Genomic DNA, 16,710 nt, shown 5'->3' on the forward strand with positions numbered 1-16,710 from the left:
CGCACCGGGGACGGACCCACCGATGTGCTGTCCGTGCTCGCGCGCTCGGTCCGTGAGGTCGAGGGCGCGCTGCGCCACGGCCGCGTCACGCCGACCACGCGCACGAAGTTCCAGGCCGTGGCGTTGCTGCTGCGCGAGGAGCGGGCCCGGGTCAAGGCCGGTGAGCTGACCGAGCGGCAGAAGACCGAGCAGCTGAAGCGGATCGACGGCGTCGCGAAGGCCCTCGCCATGAGCGCCGTGCGCGAGCCCACCCTGCTCGCCCTGCTCGACGAGCACGCCGCCGTCTCCGACGAGGCCCGCGCGCTCGCCCGGGAGGTGCTGCTCAAGGCGGGTGTCGAGGTCGAGCCGGAGCCCGAGCCGGTGGCCCCGGTCGAGGAGGCCCCGGCGAAGCCCCGGGTGGTCCCGCAGGCCGTGATCACCCGGCAGATGGCGAACCCCTTCCTCGCCCCGGACTTCTCCGCCGCGCGCCCGGCCACGATCCGCCCCACCCCGCTGGCCGGGTGGGAGCTGCTGGGGCCGCTGCTGCGCTCGTTCGAGCGGGCGAGCAGCGGGGCCCCCGCGTGCATGGAGCTCCCCGAGGCCCTCCCGCGCATCGCGGGCGGGCGCGAGCTCATGCCCCACCAGGCGCGGCTGGTCCAGGCGGCCGCCGAGGGCCACCGCACGTTCCTGCTCGCGGACGAGCCCGGCCTCGGCAAGACCGCGCAGTCCCTGCTGGCCGCGGAGGCGGCGGACGCCTATCCCCTGCTCGTCGTGGTGCCGAACGTCGTCAAGACGAACTGGGCGCGCGAGGCCGGCCTCTGGACCCCGCGCCGCCCGGCCACGGTGATCCAGGGCAACGGCGACTCGATCGACGGGTTCGCGGACATCGTCGTGGTCAACTACGAGGTGCTGGACCGGCACGTCGGCTGGCTCGGGGACTTCGGGTTCCGCGGCATGGTCGTCGACGAGGCGCACTTCATCAAGAACAAGTCCTCGCAGCGCAGCAAGCACGTCCTCGAGCTGGCGGACCGGATCCGGAACTTCACCCCGCGGCCGCTGATGATGGCGCTCACCGGCACCCCGCTGATCAACGACATCGAGGACTTCCTGGCCATCTGGCAGTTCCTCGGCTGGATCGACGCCGAGAAGCCGCGCGCCGACCTGATGAACGCGCTGACCGCGACCGGTTACAACCCGGCGGACCCGGGCTTCTACCCGGCGGCCCGGCAGGCCGTGGTGGACCAGGGCATCGTGCGGCGCCGCAAGGTGGACGTGGCCGCGGACATCCCGGCCCGGCGGATCGCCGACCTGCCCGTGGAGCTCGACGGCGCCGCGGGCCGCTCGATCCGGGCCGCCGAGCAGGAGCTCGCCCGCCGCCTGGTCAAGCGGTACACCACCGCGCTGGACGCTCGGCGGGGCGTCGAGGTGGTCGAGGGGATCGACTACGACCTCGTCGCGCAGGTCGCCCGCTGGGAGCAGAAGGACGCGGCCGAGGCCGGGTCCGGCGACAACGTCTTCGGCATGATGCGCACCATCGGCCAGGCGAAGGCGGCGCTCGCGGCGGACTACGCCGCCCAGCTGGCCCGCAGCGCGGGCAAGGTGGTGTTCTTCGCCAAGCACGTGGACGTGATGGACGCGGCCGAGGAGCTGTTCGAGCGGCAGGGCGTGCGGTTCTCGTCGATCCGCGGCGACCAGACCCCGCGCGTGCGCCAGCGCAACATCGACGCGTTCGTCCAGGATCCCGAGGTCGCGATCGCCGTCTGCTCGCTGACGGCGGCGGGCGTGGGCCTGAACCTTCAGGTCGCGTCGAACGTCGTGCTCGCGGAGCTGTCCTGGACGGCGGCCGAGCAGACCCAGGCCATCGACCGCAGCCACCGCATCGGCCAGACGATGCCGGTCACGGCCTGGCGCATCATCGCCGCGCAGACGATCGACGCCCGCATCGCCGAGCTGATCGACAGCAAGGCGGGCCTGGCCGCCGTCGCCCTCGACGGCAGCGACGAGGAGATCGGCAACTCCACCGACGTCCAGCACGCGGCCCTGGTCGCCCTGCTCACCGACGCCCTCACCAGCGACTCCGTCGCCCGTGCGCGGTAAGTGGTGCTCTAGCACCACTGACCACTCACGAGCGGCGGAGCCGCAGGTCAGAGGCGCGGGAGTTCCTGTTCGCGGCCGATCAGGGGGCGCAGCGGGTCGCCTGCGGACTCGAGGCGCTCCAGGACCGTGCGCAGGGTCCAGCGGTCGGGGCGCAGGGCGGGATCGTCGAGCTCGTCCCATTCGATCGGCACGCAGACCGGCGCGCCGGGCCGCGGCCGCGGGCTGAAGGGCGCGACGAGGGTGCGGTTGCGGGCGTTCTGGGTGTAGTCGAGCCGGATGCGGCCGTCCCGGCGGTCGGTGTGCCACTCCCACGACACCAGCTCGGGCACCGTGCGCCCCACCGCCTTCGACAGCCGCTCCACCCAGCCGCGGGTGTCGGCGAAGCGGTATCCGGGGCGCACCGGGATCCGGATCTGGACACCGCGCTGCCCGGTCACCGTCGGCCTGCCCTCGACGCCGAGGTGGGCGAGCGCCGTGCGGTGCAGCCGGGCCAGGACCAGGACGTCGTCGAAGTCGGTGTCGGGGCCGGGGTCGATGTCGACCAACGCCCAGTCGGGCTCGTCCGGCCGGGCCGTCGACGACGTCCACGGATGCAGCTCGACGGCGGCGTGGTTGGCCATCCAGACGAGCGTGGCCGTCGAGTCGACGACCGCGTACCGGCGGGACTCCCCCGGCTCCGCGTCGGGGTTCTCCCAGGTCCGCACCCAGTCCGGGGCGTGCGCCGGGAGCTCCTTCTGCCAGAACCCGGGGGCGTCGATCCCGTCCGGGAAGCGGTGCAGGTTCACCGGTCGCCCGGCCAGGTACGGCAGCAGGTGCCGGGAGACGCGGGCGTAGTAGTCCACGAGCTCCCGTTTGGTGATCCCCGGGAACAGCTCCTTGTCCAGGTTGGTCAGGGCCACCTCGCGGCCGCCGACCGACCAGCTCCCCTTCCGCCCCGCAGGCGGTTCCGGCGGGGGCGCGGCACCGGGGACGGTGATCTCGCCGGGGTCGCGGTCGGGCCGCAGCCCCCGCCACACGGTGTGCCGCAGCCGCCCGTCGTGGGTCAGCGTGCGGTACTCCACCTCCCCCACCAGCCGCGGCTCCACCCAGGTCACGCCGCGGGTGTACTCCCGCGGCACCTCCTCGTCGAACGGGCTGTCCGCGCGCACGAGCGGTCGCAGCTGCGCCCGCAGCCGGGTCAGGGCGGCCTCGGAGAAGCCGGAGCCGACGTTGCCCAGGTAGCGCAGCGCGCCGCCGTCGTAGGCCCCCATGAGCAGGGCGCCGAGGGTCTTCCCGCGGTTGCCGCGCCCGGCCGTCCACCCGGCCAGCACGACCTCCTGCGCGTGGAACAGCGCGGTCTTGACCCAGGACTCGCTGCGCCGCCCGGGCAGGTACCGGCTGCTCCGGCGCTTGGCGACGATGCCCTCCAGCCGGTGGGCCCGGGCCACGTCGAGCCCCTGCGCGGGGCTGACGTCGGTGAACGACGGGGTGACCGACACCCGCCCGCCCGCGATCCCCAGGCCGGTCAGCCGTTCCCGGCGGGCGTCGTAGGTCTCCTCGACGACGAGGGTGCCGTCCACGGACAGCACGTCGAACAGGTAGAGCTGGACGGGGACCTGCGCGAGCAGCGGCGCGCCGGGCGACCGGACGTGCATCCGGTGCTGGAGCAGTCCGAAGTCCGGCCTGCCGTCCGCGTCCAGGGCGACGATCTCGCCGTCGAGCACGAGGTCGCGGTCCACGGGGAGGGCCGCGACGAGCTCCGGGTAGCCCGCGGTGACGTCGTTGCCGTTGCGCGACACCAGCCGCACCGCGCCGTCCCGGATCTCGACGAGCGCACGCACCCCGTCCCACTTGAACTCCACGGCCCAGCCCGGCCCGACCGGCGGCGGGCCTGCGGTGGCGAGCATGGGCTGCACGGGGCCCAGACTGTCACGCCGGCGCGCTCAGGACGGCGCGGAACCCGGCACGGAACCCAGCGCGGAACCCAGGGCGGAACCCAGGGCGGCGTCCAGGGCGCGGATCTGGCCGGTGAACTCCGCCCGCAGCCGCTCCTTGCGGTCGGCGGGCAGCCAGCTCGCGTCCACCCCGGCCAGGGCGATCCGGGCGCCGTCCGCGGCCCCGAACCCCATGGCGGGCAACGCCTGCGCGTACTCGCGCCCGAGGTCGGTGCGGAAGAACGTGGGGTCGTCGGTGCTGAGCGTGACGTTCAGCCCGGCCCGGATCATCCGTGCGACCGGGTGCTCCGGGGTCATCTCCCAGCCCGAGAGCACCCGGGTGGAGTACGGCGTGCAGGTGAACGGGATCTGCAGCGCGCGGGCCGCCTCGACGACCGCCGGGTCGTCCAGGACGTGGTAGCCGTGGTCGATGCGCGCGCAACCCAGCCGCTCGATCGCGACCGTCACGGCGTCCGCCGTGGAGCCGGGGATCTCCGCGACGTGCGCGGTCCGCCGCAGCCCGTGCCGCTCGGCCAGCGCGTACGCCTCGACCCAGAGCTCGGGCGACTCGGTGTTCTGCGGGGTCAGGTAGTCCTGGCCGATGCCGAGGACCTCGGGGCGGCCGTCGTCGAGGATCGTGCGGACCAGGTCGAGGGCCGACGCGGGCGGACGCTGCCGCGCGATCGCCGGGATGATCCCGAACCCGACGCCGAAGTCCCGCTCGGCGGCCGCGAGCCCGGCGACCATGGCGTCGAGCACCTCGGCGTAGGGGATGGGGAACAGGTCGGCGTTCACGAAGTACTCGCGGTAGCGCAGGTTCCCGGCCGCCACCGCGTCCTCGACGGACTCGTAGGCCACCCGTTCGAACACGCCCTTGTCCGCGAAGACCGGCTGGGCGGCCTCGAACACGGTCAGGAAGTCGACGATGTTGTCGTAGTCGAACAGGACGTCCGGGTCGTAGGAGGGCAGCGGCACGTCCCGGGCCCGGGCCAGCTCGACGAGCGTGCTCGGGCGGATCGTGGCGACGAAGTGGCAGTGCAGCTCGACCTTCGGCAGCAGCCGCAGGTAGTCGGCGAGGTCCATGGTCTCCTCCTCGATAGGGGTGCAGACGGCCGTCACCCGGCGGCCCTGAGCAGGTCCGCGGCGCGCTCGGCCACCGCGATCACGGGCGCGTTGGTGTTGCACGAGGGCAGGCTCGGGAAGACGCTCGCGTCGACCACCCGCAGCCCGTCGACGCCGTGCACCCGCAGCGTGCGGTCCACCACCGGCCCGATCGCGGCGGTGCCCGCGACGTGGAAGAACGTCGAGGTGGCGAGCCGGACGAACGCCTCCCGTTCGCGCGCGGTCAGCAGGTGGTCGGGCGCGGCCGGGCCCGCGGCGACCGCGCCCAGTGCACCGGTGCGCCCCAGCTCCTGCACGAACTCGACGCCCGCGCACAGCGCCTCGACGTCCTGCGGGTCGCCGAGCAGGTTCGGCTGGATCCGCAGCGGGGCGGTGGGGTCGGTGCCGGTCAGCCGGACCTCCCCCAGGCTCCGCGCGCGCATCAGGCCCGGGGAGAGCGCGAAGACCGGTGGGGTGAGGTCGTGGCGCGCCGCGACCTCGGGGGTGGCGTGCGGCCCCTGGACCACGAAGGCGTGCAGGTCCGGGCGCTCGGAGCCGGGCGAGCACCAGTTCAGCATCGCCCCGCCGCCGGTGCCGCGCACCGGGCCGAGCGGCTCCCGGGCGCGGAACGTGATGCCGGTGACCAACGGGTGGTCGGCCAGCCGGGCGCCGACGGGGAGGTCCACCCGGACCGCGATCCCGTGCGCGCGCAGGTGCGCGGCGGGCCCGATGCCGGAGAGCATCAGCAGCCGCGGGGTCTCCAGGGCGCCGAGCGCGAGGACCACGCCCCGCTCCGCGCGCAGCATCCCGCCGCCGGACTCCCCGCGGGCGGGCCGCCACCGCACCCCCACGCACCGGTCGCCCGCGAACTCGAGCCCGACCACGTGGGTGTCGCAGCGCACGTCGAGGTTCGCCCGCCCCGCGACCGGCGCGAGGTACCCGTCGGCGGCGCTGTGCCTGCGCTCCCCGCGCACGGTGAACTCGGGGACGGTGGCGCCGAGGTTGGTGGCACCGTTGGCGTCCGCGATCCGGGGCAGGCCCGCCTCGACGGCGGCGTCGAGGACCGCGAGCGCGACCGGGTGCGGGTCCGCCGGTGCCTCCACCCGCATCGGCCCGCCGGTCCCCCGCCACGGGTCGGACCGTCCCGCGTCCTCCGACCTGCGGAAGTACGGCAGCAGGGTGGCGAAGTCCCAGCCCTCGCCCCAGGCGTCGTAGTCGGCGGGGTGGCCGCGGTACCAGAGCATCGCGTTCGTGGCGCTGCTCCCGCCGAGGACTCGCCCGCGCGGGATCGCGATGGGCCGGTGCAGGGTCGGCGCGGCGGGCTCGTAGGCGTGGCCCCAGTCCAGCGGGCCGCCGATCAGCTCCGTCCAGCGGGCCGGGTCCGCGACGGCGGGGCCGCCCCTGGCGGGCCCCGCCTCCAGCAGCACGACGCGCACCGACGGGTCGTCGGAGAGCCGCCGGGCCAGCACGCACCCGGCGCTCCCGCCGCCCACCACGATCCAGTCGGGCCCGGTCGCCGCCGGGTCAGTTGTGCTCACTGGGCCCCATGATCACGATGCCCTCGCTCTCCTCGACGTGCCGCACGAAGACGTACTTGTCCTCGCGGCCGTCGGAGTGCTTCCGGCGGATCCCGGGCACCGTCTCGCCGGACACCTTGGCCACCACCAGGTACGGGACCTCGGCGGCGAGCCCGGCGGCGCAGTGCGCGGCGAACTCCTCGACCGTGCGGGCGGTGTGCGCCTCGGTCACGCCCGAGGCCCGCGCGATGCCCGCGAGGTCCACCCGGCCCGAGGCGGTGTGCGTCGGCGGACCGCCGATCGACTGGTAGCGCTCGTTGTCCCAGACCACCACGAACAGGTTCGGCGGCTGCTCGTTGCCGAGCGTGGCGAGGATGCCGAGGTTGAACAGCAGCCCGCCGTCGGTGTCCAGCGAGACGACCCGCCGGTGCGGCAGCCCGACGGCCAGCCCGAACGCCTCGGGCGTCACGCACCCCAGCTGCTGTTGGAACAGGCTGGCCGCGCGCATGTGCGGGGCCGCGGTGTACCACTCGTCCACGCTGCCGCCGAGGGAGAGCACCACGAGCTCGTCGGTCAGCAGACCCGCGAGGGAGACCATGCAGTCGTAGCGCCTCATCGCACGATCTCCCCGCCCAGCGCGACGGCCGTGTGGTAGTAGCTCGAGTACGCCAGCTCGTAGGCGTCCACGATGGACTGCCGGATCTCCTGCTCCCGGCGCACCACCCGGTACGGGATCCGCAGCGCGCCGAGCACCGGCTCCATGGTGATCCCGTGCGGCACGGCCCACCAGTTGTTCTCGCCCATCTCGCCGCGGTAGCTCATCAGCATCACGACCGGGATCCCGGCGCCGAGCCCCATGCGCGCCAAGGGTTCCACCGACGCGCGCAGCCCCGAGTTCTCCATGACCAGCACCGCCCGCCTGCCCGAGAGGAACACGCCACCACAGATCGCGGCGCCCTCGCCCTCGTTCGTCACGCGGATGGTGCGCAGCCCGGGGGCGGCGTCCATGGCCGGGTAGAGCGGCTTGAACAGGGAGTCCGGCAGGTAGCAGGCGATGCTCACCCCGGCCTGGGCCAGCCCGGCGAGCACCTCGCCCACCGCGGAGTCGTGCATGGATCGTCCTTTCTAGACGGTGAAGAAGGCGCCGAGGCCGAGATCGCGCAGCGCCCGCCGGTAGGCGACGGAGCTGCGGTCGGCGGGGATGTTGACCTCGATGCGCGGGTCGGTGGGGAGGTTCTCCGGCCGCTGGCGCTCCACGATCACCCGGTCCTCCTCGAACACCCGCAGGTTGAACTCGACGACCTCGGCCTCGGTCTGGTCGGTGAAGACGTCCTTGGCGACCACCCCGAACAGCCGGGTCTCCCGCGGCCCGACGGGTGTGGCGGCGTTGAGGATGCCCAGCCGCCCGCCGTCCGGGAAGTGGATCACCAGGGTCGGGGTGAACGGCAGGTGCATCGCGTAGGCCCGCAGCCACCGGGCGCCCGGGAAGGGGTTCACCGTGCCCGCGCCGACGTTCGCGACGGTCGACCGGTAGTCCACGGTGAACCCGAACGGCGCGGGCTCCGTGCGGTACGGCGGGACCTCGGTGTTCTCCGGGTCGGCGAAGGACGCGGTGTGCACGAACGCGAAGTGCCCGACGTCGAGGAACCCCTCCACCTGCCGCCCCGCGAACGCCCGGACGTCGAACGGCGGCAACACCACGGTCTGGAACCCGGGCTCGTCGAACTCGGCGAACCCGGGGAGCTCGCCGACCGGGTCCCCGACGCACGTCCAGACCAGCCCGTACCGCTCGCGGACCGGGTACGGGCGCAGGTGCAGCCGCTCCGGGATGCGGGCGCCCGGGTGCGCGGGCACGGCCACGCAGCGTCCGCCCGCGCCGAACCGGAGTCCGTGGTAGGCGCACTGCAGGGCCTCGCCCCCGGTCCCCATGCTCAACGGGACGCCGCGGTGGGGGCACAGGTCGTCCGCGACCACGACCTCGCCGCCCGCGCGGTAGACGACCAGGTCCTGGTCCAGGAGGCGGGCGGACAGGGGCGCGTCCACCACGTCGGCCGAGCGCGCCACGGCGTACCAGTGGCCCGCCAGGATCGCCCGGTCCGCCGGGTCGAAGACGGTGTCGCTCACCGCACCTCCGCGTCGTGTCGCACGCGGTGGCGGCCCTCGCACCCGACACCAGAAGGGGGTCCTCCTCCGCAGGGGAGCTGCGGATCGTTCACCGGGTCGTGCCGGACGGACGTGCCCACCGTCGTGCCGCGATGTTGCCGCCGGCTCCCCGGTCCGGTAACCGCTGCGTTAACCGGATCAGGCGCCGAGGCCGTCGAGCAGGTCGGCGAGACCGCCCGCGGCCCGTCCGGTGGTCCGCGCGCTGGTCCGCACCCGGACCTCCGGCGGGCGGACCACGCGGAACCCGGCGTCTCGCAGGCGGGCGAGCAGGGCGTGCTCCTCCCCGTGCGGGACGGCCGGGAACCCGCCGACGGCGTGGTAGGCGGTCGCCCGGACCCCGAGGTTCGCGGCGTAGGCGTGGCCGTCGGTGCCGGTCAGCAGGCGCCGGTAGCGCTCGGCCGCCACGCCCGGCAGCTCCGCGTCCAGGTCGACCGGACCCGCCACGGCATCCGCGCCCGCCGCCGCGTGGCGCAGCTGGTCGGCGACCCAGGACGGCGGGACGACCGAGTCGGCGTCCGTGTTGCCCAGCCAGTCGACCGGCGGCAGGTGCCGCACGCCCAGGTCCCGGACCTCGCCGACTGTGCGGGCCCGCCCGGCGCGCACCACCCGCGCGTACGGCGCCGCGACGTCCGCGGTCCGGTCGGTGCAGCGGTCGGCGACGACGCAGACCCAGCCCGGCACCCCGGCGTGGCGGATCGCGGCGCGCACCGCGCGCAGGCACTCCTCGACCCGGTCCTCCTCGTCCCGGGCCGGCACCACCACCCCGACCCTCATCGGCGGCGGAGCACGTCGAGCAGGAACTCCTCGTCGCGGTGCTCGACGAGCGGAGCGAACCGCGGGTCGCCCCGCAGCAGCCGGTGCACCTCGGCGGCCCCCTGCGGCGCCTCGGCGGGCAGCCCCCGCCAGTGGACGACGACCAGGTCGCCGCCCGGCACCAGGGACTCCGCGATGCGGTCGGTCGCCGCCGCGAGGTCGGTGGGCGAGAGGTAGTAGAGCACCTCGCTCGCCACCACCAGGTCGACGCCGCGGGGCACCGCCGCCGGGTCCGGCAGGGCCGCGTCGAGCACCCGGACGTGCTCCCCCGTCGGTTCGCCGCGCGCGAGCTCGGCGGACACGGGATCGGACGCGGTGACCGCGTCGCACCGCGCGGCGAGCGCCGCGGTCAGCGCGCCGGTCCCGCACCCCGGCTCCGCCGCGTGGGTGTAGCGCTGCCGGGGCAGACAGGCCAGCAGGATCGCCCGCTTGCGCTCCTCGTACCAGCGCGACCGCGTGCCCCAGGGGTCCGGGTCGGCGGCGTACAGCTCGGCGAACCGGCTCAGCGGCGCGCCGTCGGCGGGTGGCAGGCGGAAGAACAGCTCCCGGTCGCCCGCGAAGTGCGCCAGCACGTCCGGGGGCAGGATCGGCTCGTCGGGCGCGGTCTGGGAGACGAACCGCCCGATCGCCGCGGCCTTCGCCGCCCGGGCCCGGTCGTCGAGCCGGTGGACGAGCGCCGAGGCCCACGGCACCGCGACGGCGTCGGGCCGGTTCCACGGCATGAGCCAGATCGGGTAGCCGAAGCAGTGGGTCCGGGCCGCGGCGGCGCGGCGGGCCGCCCGCCCGGCCGCGGCGTGGTCGGGATGGGGGTCCTCCGGCCACGGCGCGAGGCAGGCGTCCGCCTCGGCCAGCAGCGGGCGCAGGGCCGCGACCAGCGCGTCCTCGTGCGCGGCGAGGTCGGAGTCGGGCAGCCCCAGCCAGGTCACGGACTCCGCGCGGCCGCCGAGGTCGGCCCAGGCGGCGTGGAGCTCGGCCCGCCGGGTGGCGGCGAGCTCGGCGGGCGGCATGCCCGGGTAGGCCGCCTCCCCGTCGGTCGCGACGACCAGGTGCGCCGGCCCGCCGGCACGGTCGAGCGCCTGCAGCAGCCCGGCCGCGGCGAGGGTCTCGTCGTCCGGGTGGGCGGCGACGACCACGACGCGGCCGAGGTCGGTGGGCATCGGGGCGAGGTCGCGGGCGTCGAGGGCCGCCGACCACTCGGCGACGTCCACGGCGGGGGCGGTCACAGCAGCGTCTCCCCGAGTGCGGCCAGGTCCCGCTCGCCGTGGTGTTGACGCACGTAGACCCCCAGGTCGGCGAGGTGGTCGGCGAGCCCGGCGGCGAGGGCCCCGACCCCGGCGGCCCGCGGCACCCGGTCGAGCACGTCCCGACAGAGCGCCTCGGCCGCCGCCCGCGCGACGGCGACCTCGCCCGCGTGGGCGGCCTTGGGCGCGGCGTCGATCAGCTCCGCGGTGCGCTCCAGCAGCGCGTCCACGGCGCACACGCCCGTGTGCAGCGCCCCGAGATGGGCCAGCGCATGGGCGTCCGCCCCGGACGCCAGGCGCTCCCGGAGCCGGTCGACGGCGCCCACGGCACCGCCGAACCAGACCGCGGCCACCCCGCCGCCGCCCCAGGCGAACCCGGGCCGCGCGGTGTAGAAGCCCGGCTCCCCCACCGGGTCGGTCACCGCGATCCCGCGCAGCTCGACGTCGATGCTGTCGCTCGCGCGCATCGCCGCCGCCCGCCAGGTGCCCTCCACGCGGTGCACGCCGGGATGCCGCAGGTCGAGGTCCACGATCCGGCTCCCGCCGGGCGCCTCGGCGACGACCAGCGCCCGGTCCAGCTCGTGCGCGCCGGAGCAGTACCGGACCCGCCCCTCCAGCGACCAGGACCCGACGGCCCCGGCGAGCACCGCGCCGGTGCCCTCCGAGCGGGCCGCCCACACCCCGTAACGGGCGCCCGGGATCGGCTCGGCGCCCGCCTCGACCAGGATCGCGAGCGCGTCCGCGTGCCCCTCGGCCAGCCGCGCGGCGGGCAGGTCGGCGCGCCCCCAGGCCGCGAACCGGGCCCACCGCTCGACGGTCGAGCCCTGGCCCGGCGGGGGCGGGAGGTCGTCGCCGTCCGACGACGGCGACCCGGACGGCTCCGACAGCAGCGACACCGGTGGCTCCTCCCCGCTCGTGACGGAGCGCGGGATACCCATCGAGCGCGGGGCCACTCCCCCGGACTGATCACGTTTTCGGCCGGCCCCGCCGGGTAGCTCTGGGTCGAGCACACATCGATTACGGGAGGATTTCCTCGTGGCCAGCGTCTCCTACACCGTCCCCGGTCTCGACACCGGCGCCGCCGACCGCGTGGTCGGCCTGCTGCAGATCCGCCTGCACGCCCTGAACGACCTCGCGCTCACCCTCAAGCACGTCCACTGGAACGTGATCGGCCCGCAGTTCATCGCGGTGCACACCATGCTGGACCCGCAGGTCGAGTCGGTGCGTGCGATGGTCGACGACGTGGCGGAGCGGATCGCGACCCTCGGCGGCTCGCCGAAGGGCACCCCCGGCGCCCTCGTCGCGGAACGCACCTGGGACGACTACTCCATCGGCCGGAACGACGCGATCGCCCACCTCGCGGCGCTCGACCTCGTGTACTCGGGCGTCATCGCGGACCACCGCGGCGCGATCGAGGAGACCGAGAAGCTCGACCCGGTGACCCAGGACCTGCTCATCGCGCAGGCGGGCGAGCTGGAGCAGTTCCAGTGGTTCGTCCGCGCCCACCTGGAGAACGCCGACGGCACCCTCCGCCAGGCGAGCGCCTCCTCCGAGACCGAGGCCGCACAGACCGTCTCCTGATCATGTTCTGATCTCCCCCGTCCCCCTCACGGCCGCCCGCCGCCCCGGGCGGCCATCCGGACCGCCCCGGGACGCTCGGCCATCCCCGAGCCGTCCCGGGGCGGTCGCGCTAGCGTTCCCGGGTGAGGGCATGGGCGGGGACGCTGCTGGCCTGCGCGGCGGGCGCGGTCAACCTGGTGGCGCTGACGGCGCTCGGCGGGGCGTTCGCCGGGATCGTGACGGGCAACCTGGTCACCGCGGGCGACGCGCTGACCGGCCACGACCCCGCCCGGCTGGTGCCGATCGGGATCGCCGTCGGCGGGTTCACCCTCGGTGCGCTGCTGTGGGCCGCGAGCCCACGCGCGGCGCTCGCCCTCCCCCTGGTCGCCGAGCTGGTCCTGCTGGTCGCCGCCGTCCCGTTCCAGCTGGCGGGCGTCGAGCCCGTCGTGCTGGCGCTGCTCGCCGCCGCGCTCGGCGGGCAGAGCGTCGTGGGACTGCGGCTGCACACCTCGACCACCTACATGACCGGCGCCCTGACCACGGCCGCGCACGCCGCCGTGGCCGAGCGGGACGGCCGGGCCGCCGTGGCAGCGCTGCGGCAGCTGCTCGCGCTCGTCGTCGGCGCCGTCGCGGCCGCGCTGCTCCCGACCGCCGTCGCGCTGGGGGTGCCGATCGTGCTGGTCGCGGCCGCCGCGCGGCTGCTGCGAGGATCACCGGCATGACGCTGCGCTACCGGGATCTCGGGGAGATCACCGTCGAGCGCGACGGGGTGCCGGTACCGGTCGCGGGCGGCAAGCTGCGCACCGTCCTCGGGATGCTGCTGGTCCACCCGAACCGCCCGGTCAGCCCGGATGCCCTGGTGGAGGCCCTCTGGTCCGACGCCGCGCCCGCAGGCGCGCAGTCCACCCTGGAGTCCCACGTCTTCCGGCTGCGCAAGGCCCTGGAGCCGGACCGCGTCCGCGGCGCCGCCTCGCAGGTCCTCGCCCACGATCCCGCGGGATATCGGCTGCTCACCGCCTCGGCGGAGGTCGACTCGCTGCGGTTCGCGCGCCTCGCCCGCGAGGCGGACGACCTGCTCACCGCGGGCCGCTCCGCGCTGCTGGTCACGGCGGAGGCACTGGGTCTGTGGCGCGGCCGCCCCCTCGGCGAGCTGGCGGACGAGCCCTGGGCGGAGGCGGCGGTCGCCCGGCTGACCGAGCTGCACGGCCAGGTCCGCGAACGTCACGTCGACGCCCTGCTCGCCGAGGGCGACCCGGAAGCCGCCCTGCTCGAGCTGGAGTCCGCCCTGCGCGACCACCCGCTCAGCGAGCGCCTCTGGGCCCAACGGATGCTCGCCGACCACCGCGCGGGCCGCCCGGACCGCGCGCTGGCCGACTTCACCCGGGCCCGGACCCTCCTGCTCGACGAGCTGGGCGTCGAGCCCGGCCGCGAGCTGCGGGACCTGCACGCCCGCCTGCTGGCCGAGGACCCCACGCTGGCCGGGCCGCGCCGGGTCGCCGCCCCGACGGTCGACGTGCGCCTGCCACCCCGGCGCACCCTGCTCGGCCGGGACGCCGAGCTCGACCGGCTCACCGCACTCGTCACCGAGTCCGCGCTGGTCACGGTCGTGGGCCCGGCGGGGTGCGGCAAGACCGGGCTGGCGGTGGAGGTCGCGCGGGCCGCCGCGCCCGCGTTCCCCGACGGCGTCCGGTTCGTCGACCTGACCGCCGCCCGCGCCCCCGAACAGGTCCTCGACGCGGTCCGCGCCGCCGTCGGGCTGGCCGTGCCCGCCACTGACGCCGTCCGCGCACACCTGCTGGGCCTGCGGATGCTCCTGGTCCTCGACAACTGCGAGCAGGTCCTCGACGCCGCGGCCGACCTCGCGGAGACCCTGCTCGCCGATGGTGCCGCCACGACCCTGCTCGCCACCAGCCGCGAAGCGCTCGACGTGCCGGGCGAGGCCGTGGTCGCCCTCGCGCCGCTGCCCCTGCCGGACCCCGACGACCCGGAGGTCGCCGCCGCGCCCGCGGTCCGCCTGTTCGCCGAGCGGGCCCGGGTCGCCGACTCCGCCCGCGCCCCCGACTCCGCCGAGGTGATCGCCCGGATCTGCCGGGCCGTCGACGGCCTGCCGCTGGCCATCGAGCTCGCCGCCGCCCGCACGCGCGCGTTCGCGCTGCCGGAGATCCTGGACCAGGTCACGACCGACCCGAGCGGCCTCGCCGCGGTCGGGCGGGCCCACCGCGGCGACCACCACCGCACGCTGCGGGAGGCGGTCGCGCAGAGCGTCGCGCTGCTCGGACCGGACGAGGCGGCCCTGCACGCCGCGGTGTCGGTGGTGCCGGGCCCGTTCACGGTCGGCGTCGCGGGCGCCCTCGCCGGGCTGCCCGCCGACCGGGCCGAGGACGCCGTCGCGGGGCTCGTGCACCGCTCCCTGCTGAGCCCCCTCGGGCCGCTGCGGGTGGGCGGGCCCTCCCGGTTCGCGCAGCTCGCGACCGTGCGTGGGCACGCCACGCACGTCGCCGCCGACCCGGACGGCCTGCACCTGCGCCGCGACCGGTGGGTCGCCCGGCTCGCCGCGGAGCTCCCCCGGCTCGGCTCCCCCGCCGAGACCGCCTGGTTCGCCCGGCTCGACGACGACCTCGCAGCCCTGCGGGCCACCCTCGTCCACACCCTGGTGGACCGGCCCTCGGCGGTCGGGGTCGCCGTCGTCGGGCGGGTCGCGCAGTACCTCTACCACCGCGGGCTGTCACTGGAGGCGCGGCACCGGCTGGAGCGAGCGGTCGCGCTGGAGCTCGGCGAGCCGCTGGACCGGGCGCTCGCGCTGCTCGGCCTGGCCGGGTTCCGCGGGCTCGCGGGCGACGGCTCCCCCGACCTGGTCGCGGCGGCCGTGCGCGCCGTGGAGCCCGGGTCCGGGGCGCCCGAGCTGGTCGACCGGCTCGCCGTGGTCGCCGGGACGCTCGCCGCGGGGATCGGCGCCGCCGCCGTCGCACCGGCGCTGGCCGCGCTGCGCACCGTCGCCGCACCGGACGCGCTGCCGCTCGCCGTCGCCGCGCTGCTCGCCGGCGAGACCCCGGGCTCCGCCGCCGAGGTCTTCGCCCGCGGCGCGGCCGTCGACGACCACTTCACCTGCTGGGTCGCCGCCGTCGTCGCCGCGGCCGACGCCCTGCGCGCCGGGCGGACCGACGAGGGCCTGCGCTGGACCGAGCGGCTGCTCGAGGCCCACCGGGCCCACGGCGTGGTCGAGGCGCCGTTCCTGCTGGAGCTGCGGGCGGGCCTGACCGCGCAGGCGGGCCGGGCGCGGGAGGCCGTCACCCTCTTCGGTGCCGCGCACGCCCACCTCACCCGGGCCGGGATCGGCTGGCCACACACCGACTGGGCGCCCCCGCTGCTCGCGGCGGCCCGCGCCGCCCTGCCCGAGAGCGCAGCCGACGCGGCTTGGGCCACCGGCGCCCGGATGCGCCTCACCGACCTCTGACCAGCGCGTTTCAGCGGGATTCCGCGGCCCGGCCCCCAGGTTGGACCGGCGTTGGATCGGCCGGGCGCAGAGTCGGTCTCAGCCCGGAGGGACCGGGCGGACAGACCGGGGAGGCTCCCGATGAGCACCGACACCACCACCCGCACCACCACCGGCGGCGAGGACGAGCAGCCCCGCGGCCCCCGGTACGGCTCGCCCTACCGCTCCGCCACCGCCCGGACCCCCTACGCGCCGCGGTACGACGCCCAGTACGACGACGACCGCTACGACGACACCCGCTACGACACCCACGAGGGCGGTCCCGCCTACGCGGGGCCCGAGTACGCGGGACAGCAGCCCGCGGGGGCGGGGTACCGGCCGGGGCCCGGCGCCACCGCCGGGCAGAAGGGCGGCCGCGGCAAGACGATCGCGATCACGGTCGGTTCGGTCCTGGCCGCGGCGGGCCTGACGGCGGGCCTCGTGGCGGGGCTGGGCGGTCTCTGGGGCAGCACCGCCGCCCCGATGGCCGACCCCGGCACCACCCCCATCATCAACGTGGTGCCCGGTGCCCACAGCGGGGGCCACGCGATCGTCCCCGCGGGCGGCGGGTCGAACGGCAACGGGGGCGGCGGGCACGTCACGCCGCCAACGCCGCCCACCCCGCCGGTCAAGCCCTCGCAGGCCATCGAGACCCTGCAGCAGGAGCTCGGGCAGCTCAACTACTACGAGGGCCCCGACACCGGGATCATGAACACCCAGACCACCCAGGCCATCACCTACCTCCAGCGAGACGCCCACCTGCCGCAGACCGGCACGATGAACGCCGCCACCCAGGCCGCCCTGACCCGGATGCTGGCCACCGGCAACAACCAGATGGGCGGCTGAGCAGGTCC

14 protein-coding genes are annotated in these 16,710 nt (G+C 76.0%); 5 read left to right on the top strand and 9 right to left on the bottom strand.

All coding sequences use genetic code 11. The features are described 5' to 3' along the window. The first annotated feature begins 33 nt into the window (after nt 1-33). On the top strand, nt 34-2,076 hold the full coding sequence (locus L3X23_RS11430; protein ID WP_237192201.1) for a DEAD/DEAH box helicase: 2,043 nt from the start codon (nt 34-36) through the stop codon (nt 2,074-2,076). 47 nt (nt 2,077-2,123) lie between these two features. Here L3X23_RS11430 and ligD read toward each other — a convergent pair whose 3' ends face one another. From ligD to L3X23_RS11475, 9 genes are all read right to left on the bottom strand, one after another. Continuing rightward, entirely contained in the window at nt 2,124-3,962 is a 1,839-nt protein-coding gene (ligD, locus tag L3X23_RS11435) for a DNA ligase D (protein ID WP_237198001.1), read from the bottom strand. 36 nt (nt 3,963-3,998) lie between these two features. Beyond that, nucleotides 3,999-5,072 (bottom strand): hypothetical protein, encoded by a 1,074-nt coding sequence (locus L3X23_RS11440; protein ID WP_237192202.1) that lies wholly within the window; start codon nt 5,070-5,072, stop codon nt 3,999-4,001. A 32-nt stretch (nt 5,073-5,104) separates the two neighbouring features. Next, the gene (locus tag L3X23_RS36120) at nt 5,105-6,628 is read right to left on the bottom strand and encodes a GMC family oxidoreductase (RefSeq protein ID WP_237192203.1); all 1,524 of its coding nucleotides are present in this window, start codon (nt 6,626-6,628) and stop codon (nt 5,105-5,107) included. Continuing rightward, on the bottom strand, nt 6,615-7,223 hold the full coding sequence (locus tag L3X23_RS11450; protein ID WP_093088102.1) for a thiamine pyrophosphate-dependent enzyme: 609 nt from the start codon (nt 7,221-7,223) through the stop codon (nt 6,615-6,617). Before L3X23_RS11450 ends, L3X23_RS36120 begins: the two co-directional genes overlap by 14 nt. Beyond that, complete coding sequence (locus tag L3X23_RS11455) at nt 7,220-7,720, bottom strand: thiamine pyrophosphate-binding protein (RefSeq protein ID WP_093088105.1); 501 nt, start codon at nt 7,718-7,720, stop codon at nt 7,220-7,222. The genes L3X23_RS11450 and L3X23_RS11455 overlap by 4 nt, the downstream gene beginning before the upstream one ends. 12 nt (nt 7,721-7,732) lie before the next feature. Then, the gene (locus L3X23_RS11460; protein ID WP_237192204.1) at nt 7,733-8,731 is read right to left on the bottom strand and encodes an aromatic ring-hydroxylating dioxygenase subunit alpha; all 999 of its coding nucleotides are present in this window, start codon (nt 8,729-8,731) and stop codon (nt 7,733-7,735) included. 177 nt (nt 8,732-8,908) lie between these two features. Further along, nucleotides 8,909-9,544, bottom strand: coding sequence for a glycosyltransferase family 2 protein (locus tag L3X23_RS11465; RefSeq protein ID WP_237192205.1), 636 nt, complete (start codon nt 9,542-9,544; stop codon nt 8,909-8,911). Next, complete coding sequence (locus tag L3X23_RS11470; RefSeq protein ID WP_237192206.1) at nt 9,541-10,806, bottom strand: bifunctional PIG-L family deacetylase/class I SAM-dependent methyltransferase; 1,266 nt, start codon at nt 10,804-10,806, stop codon at nt 9,541-9,543. The genes L3X23_RS11465 and L3X23_RS11470 overlap by 4 nt, the downstream gene beginning before the upstream one ends. After that, a complete protein-coding gene (locus tag L3X23_RS11475; protein WP_237192207.1) occupies nt 10,803-11,720 on the bottom strand; it encodes an acyl-CoA dehydrogenase in 918 nt (305 codons plus the stop codon). The genes L3X23_RS11470 and L3X23_RS11475 overlap by 4 nt, the downstream gene beginning before the upstream one ends. Before the next feature lie 139 nt (nt 11,721-11,859). On the opposite strand from L3X23_RS11475, the gene L3X23_RS11480 reads away from it, so the two are divergent. The 4 genes from L3X23_RS11480 to L3X23_RS11495 all read left to right on the top strand — a co-directional run bounded on the left by L3X23_RS11480 (nt 11,860) and on the right by L3X23_RS11495 (nt 16,702). Next, nucleotides 11,860-12,405 carry a Dps family protein gene (locus L3X23_RS11480; RefSeq protein WP_237192208.1) on the top strand — a complete coding sequence of 182 codons (546 nt, stop codon included), beginning with the start codon at nt 11,860-11,862 and terminating at the stop codon, nt 12,403-12,405. Between the two features lie 122 nt (nt 12,406-12,527). After that, complete coding sequence (locus L3X23_RS11485; RefSeq protein ID WP_237192209.1) at nt 12,528-13,106, top strand: DUF1275 family protein; 579 nt, start codon at nt 12,528-12,530, stop codon at nt 13,104-13,106. Next, complete coding sequence (locus L3X23_RS11490; RefSeq protein ID WP_237192210.1) at nt 13,103-15,838, top strand: BTAD domain-containing putative transcriptional regulator; 2,736 nt, start codon at nt 13,103-13,105, stop codon at nt 15,836-15,838. Before L3X23_RS11485 ends, L3X23_RS11490 begins: the two co-directional genes overlap by 4 nt. Before the next feature lie 120 nt (nt 15,839-15,958). Further along, nucleotides 15,959-16,702 carry a peptidoglycan-binding protein gene (locus L3X23_RS11495; RefSeq protein ID WP_237192211.1) on the top strand — a complete coding sequence of 248 codons (744 nt, stop codon included), beginning with the start codon at nt 15,959-15,961 and terminating at the stop codon, nt 16,700-16,702. Nucleotides 16,703-16,710: the final 8 nt, after the last annotated feature.

The organism is Pseudonocardia sp. WMMC193, assembly GCF_021728735.1.
GTDB classification, from domain to species: Bacteria; Actinomycetota; Actinomycetes; order Mycobacteriales; family Pseudonocardiaceae; genus Pseudonocardia; species Pseudonocardia oroxyli.

Excerpts from the sequence above, each read along its gene's own strand:
- ligD (WP_237198001.1), bottom strand. The coding sequence starts at position 3,962 with ATGCTCGCCACCGCAGGCCCGCCGCCGGTCGGGCCGGGCTGGGCCGTG.
- L3X23_RS11440 (WP_237192202.1), bottom strand. The coding sequence starts at position 5,072 with ATGGACCTCGCCGACTACCTGCGGCTGCTGCCGAAGGTCGAGCTGCAC.
- L3X23_RS11450 (WP_093088102.1), bottom strand. The coding sequence starts at position 7,223 with ATGAGGCGCTACGACTGCATGGTCTCCCTCGCGGGTCTGCTGACCGAC.
- L3X23_RS11455 (WP_093088105.1), bottom strand. The coding sequence starts at position 7,720 with ATGCACGACTCCGCGGTGGGCGAGGTGCTCGCCGGGCTGGCCCAGGCC.
- L3X23_RS11465 (WP_237192205.1), bottom strand. The coding sequence starts at position 9,544 with ATGAGGGTCGGGGTGGTGGTGCCGGCCCGGGACGAGGAGGACCGGGTC.
- L3X23_RS11490 (WP_237192210.1), top strand. The coding sequence starts at position 13,103 with ATGACGCTGCGCTACCGGGATCTCGGGGAGATCACCGTCGAGCGCGAC.
- L3X23_RS11495 (WP_237192211.1), top strand. The coding sequence starts at position 15,959 with ATGAGCACCGACACCACCACCCGCACCACCACCGGCGGCGAGGACGAG.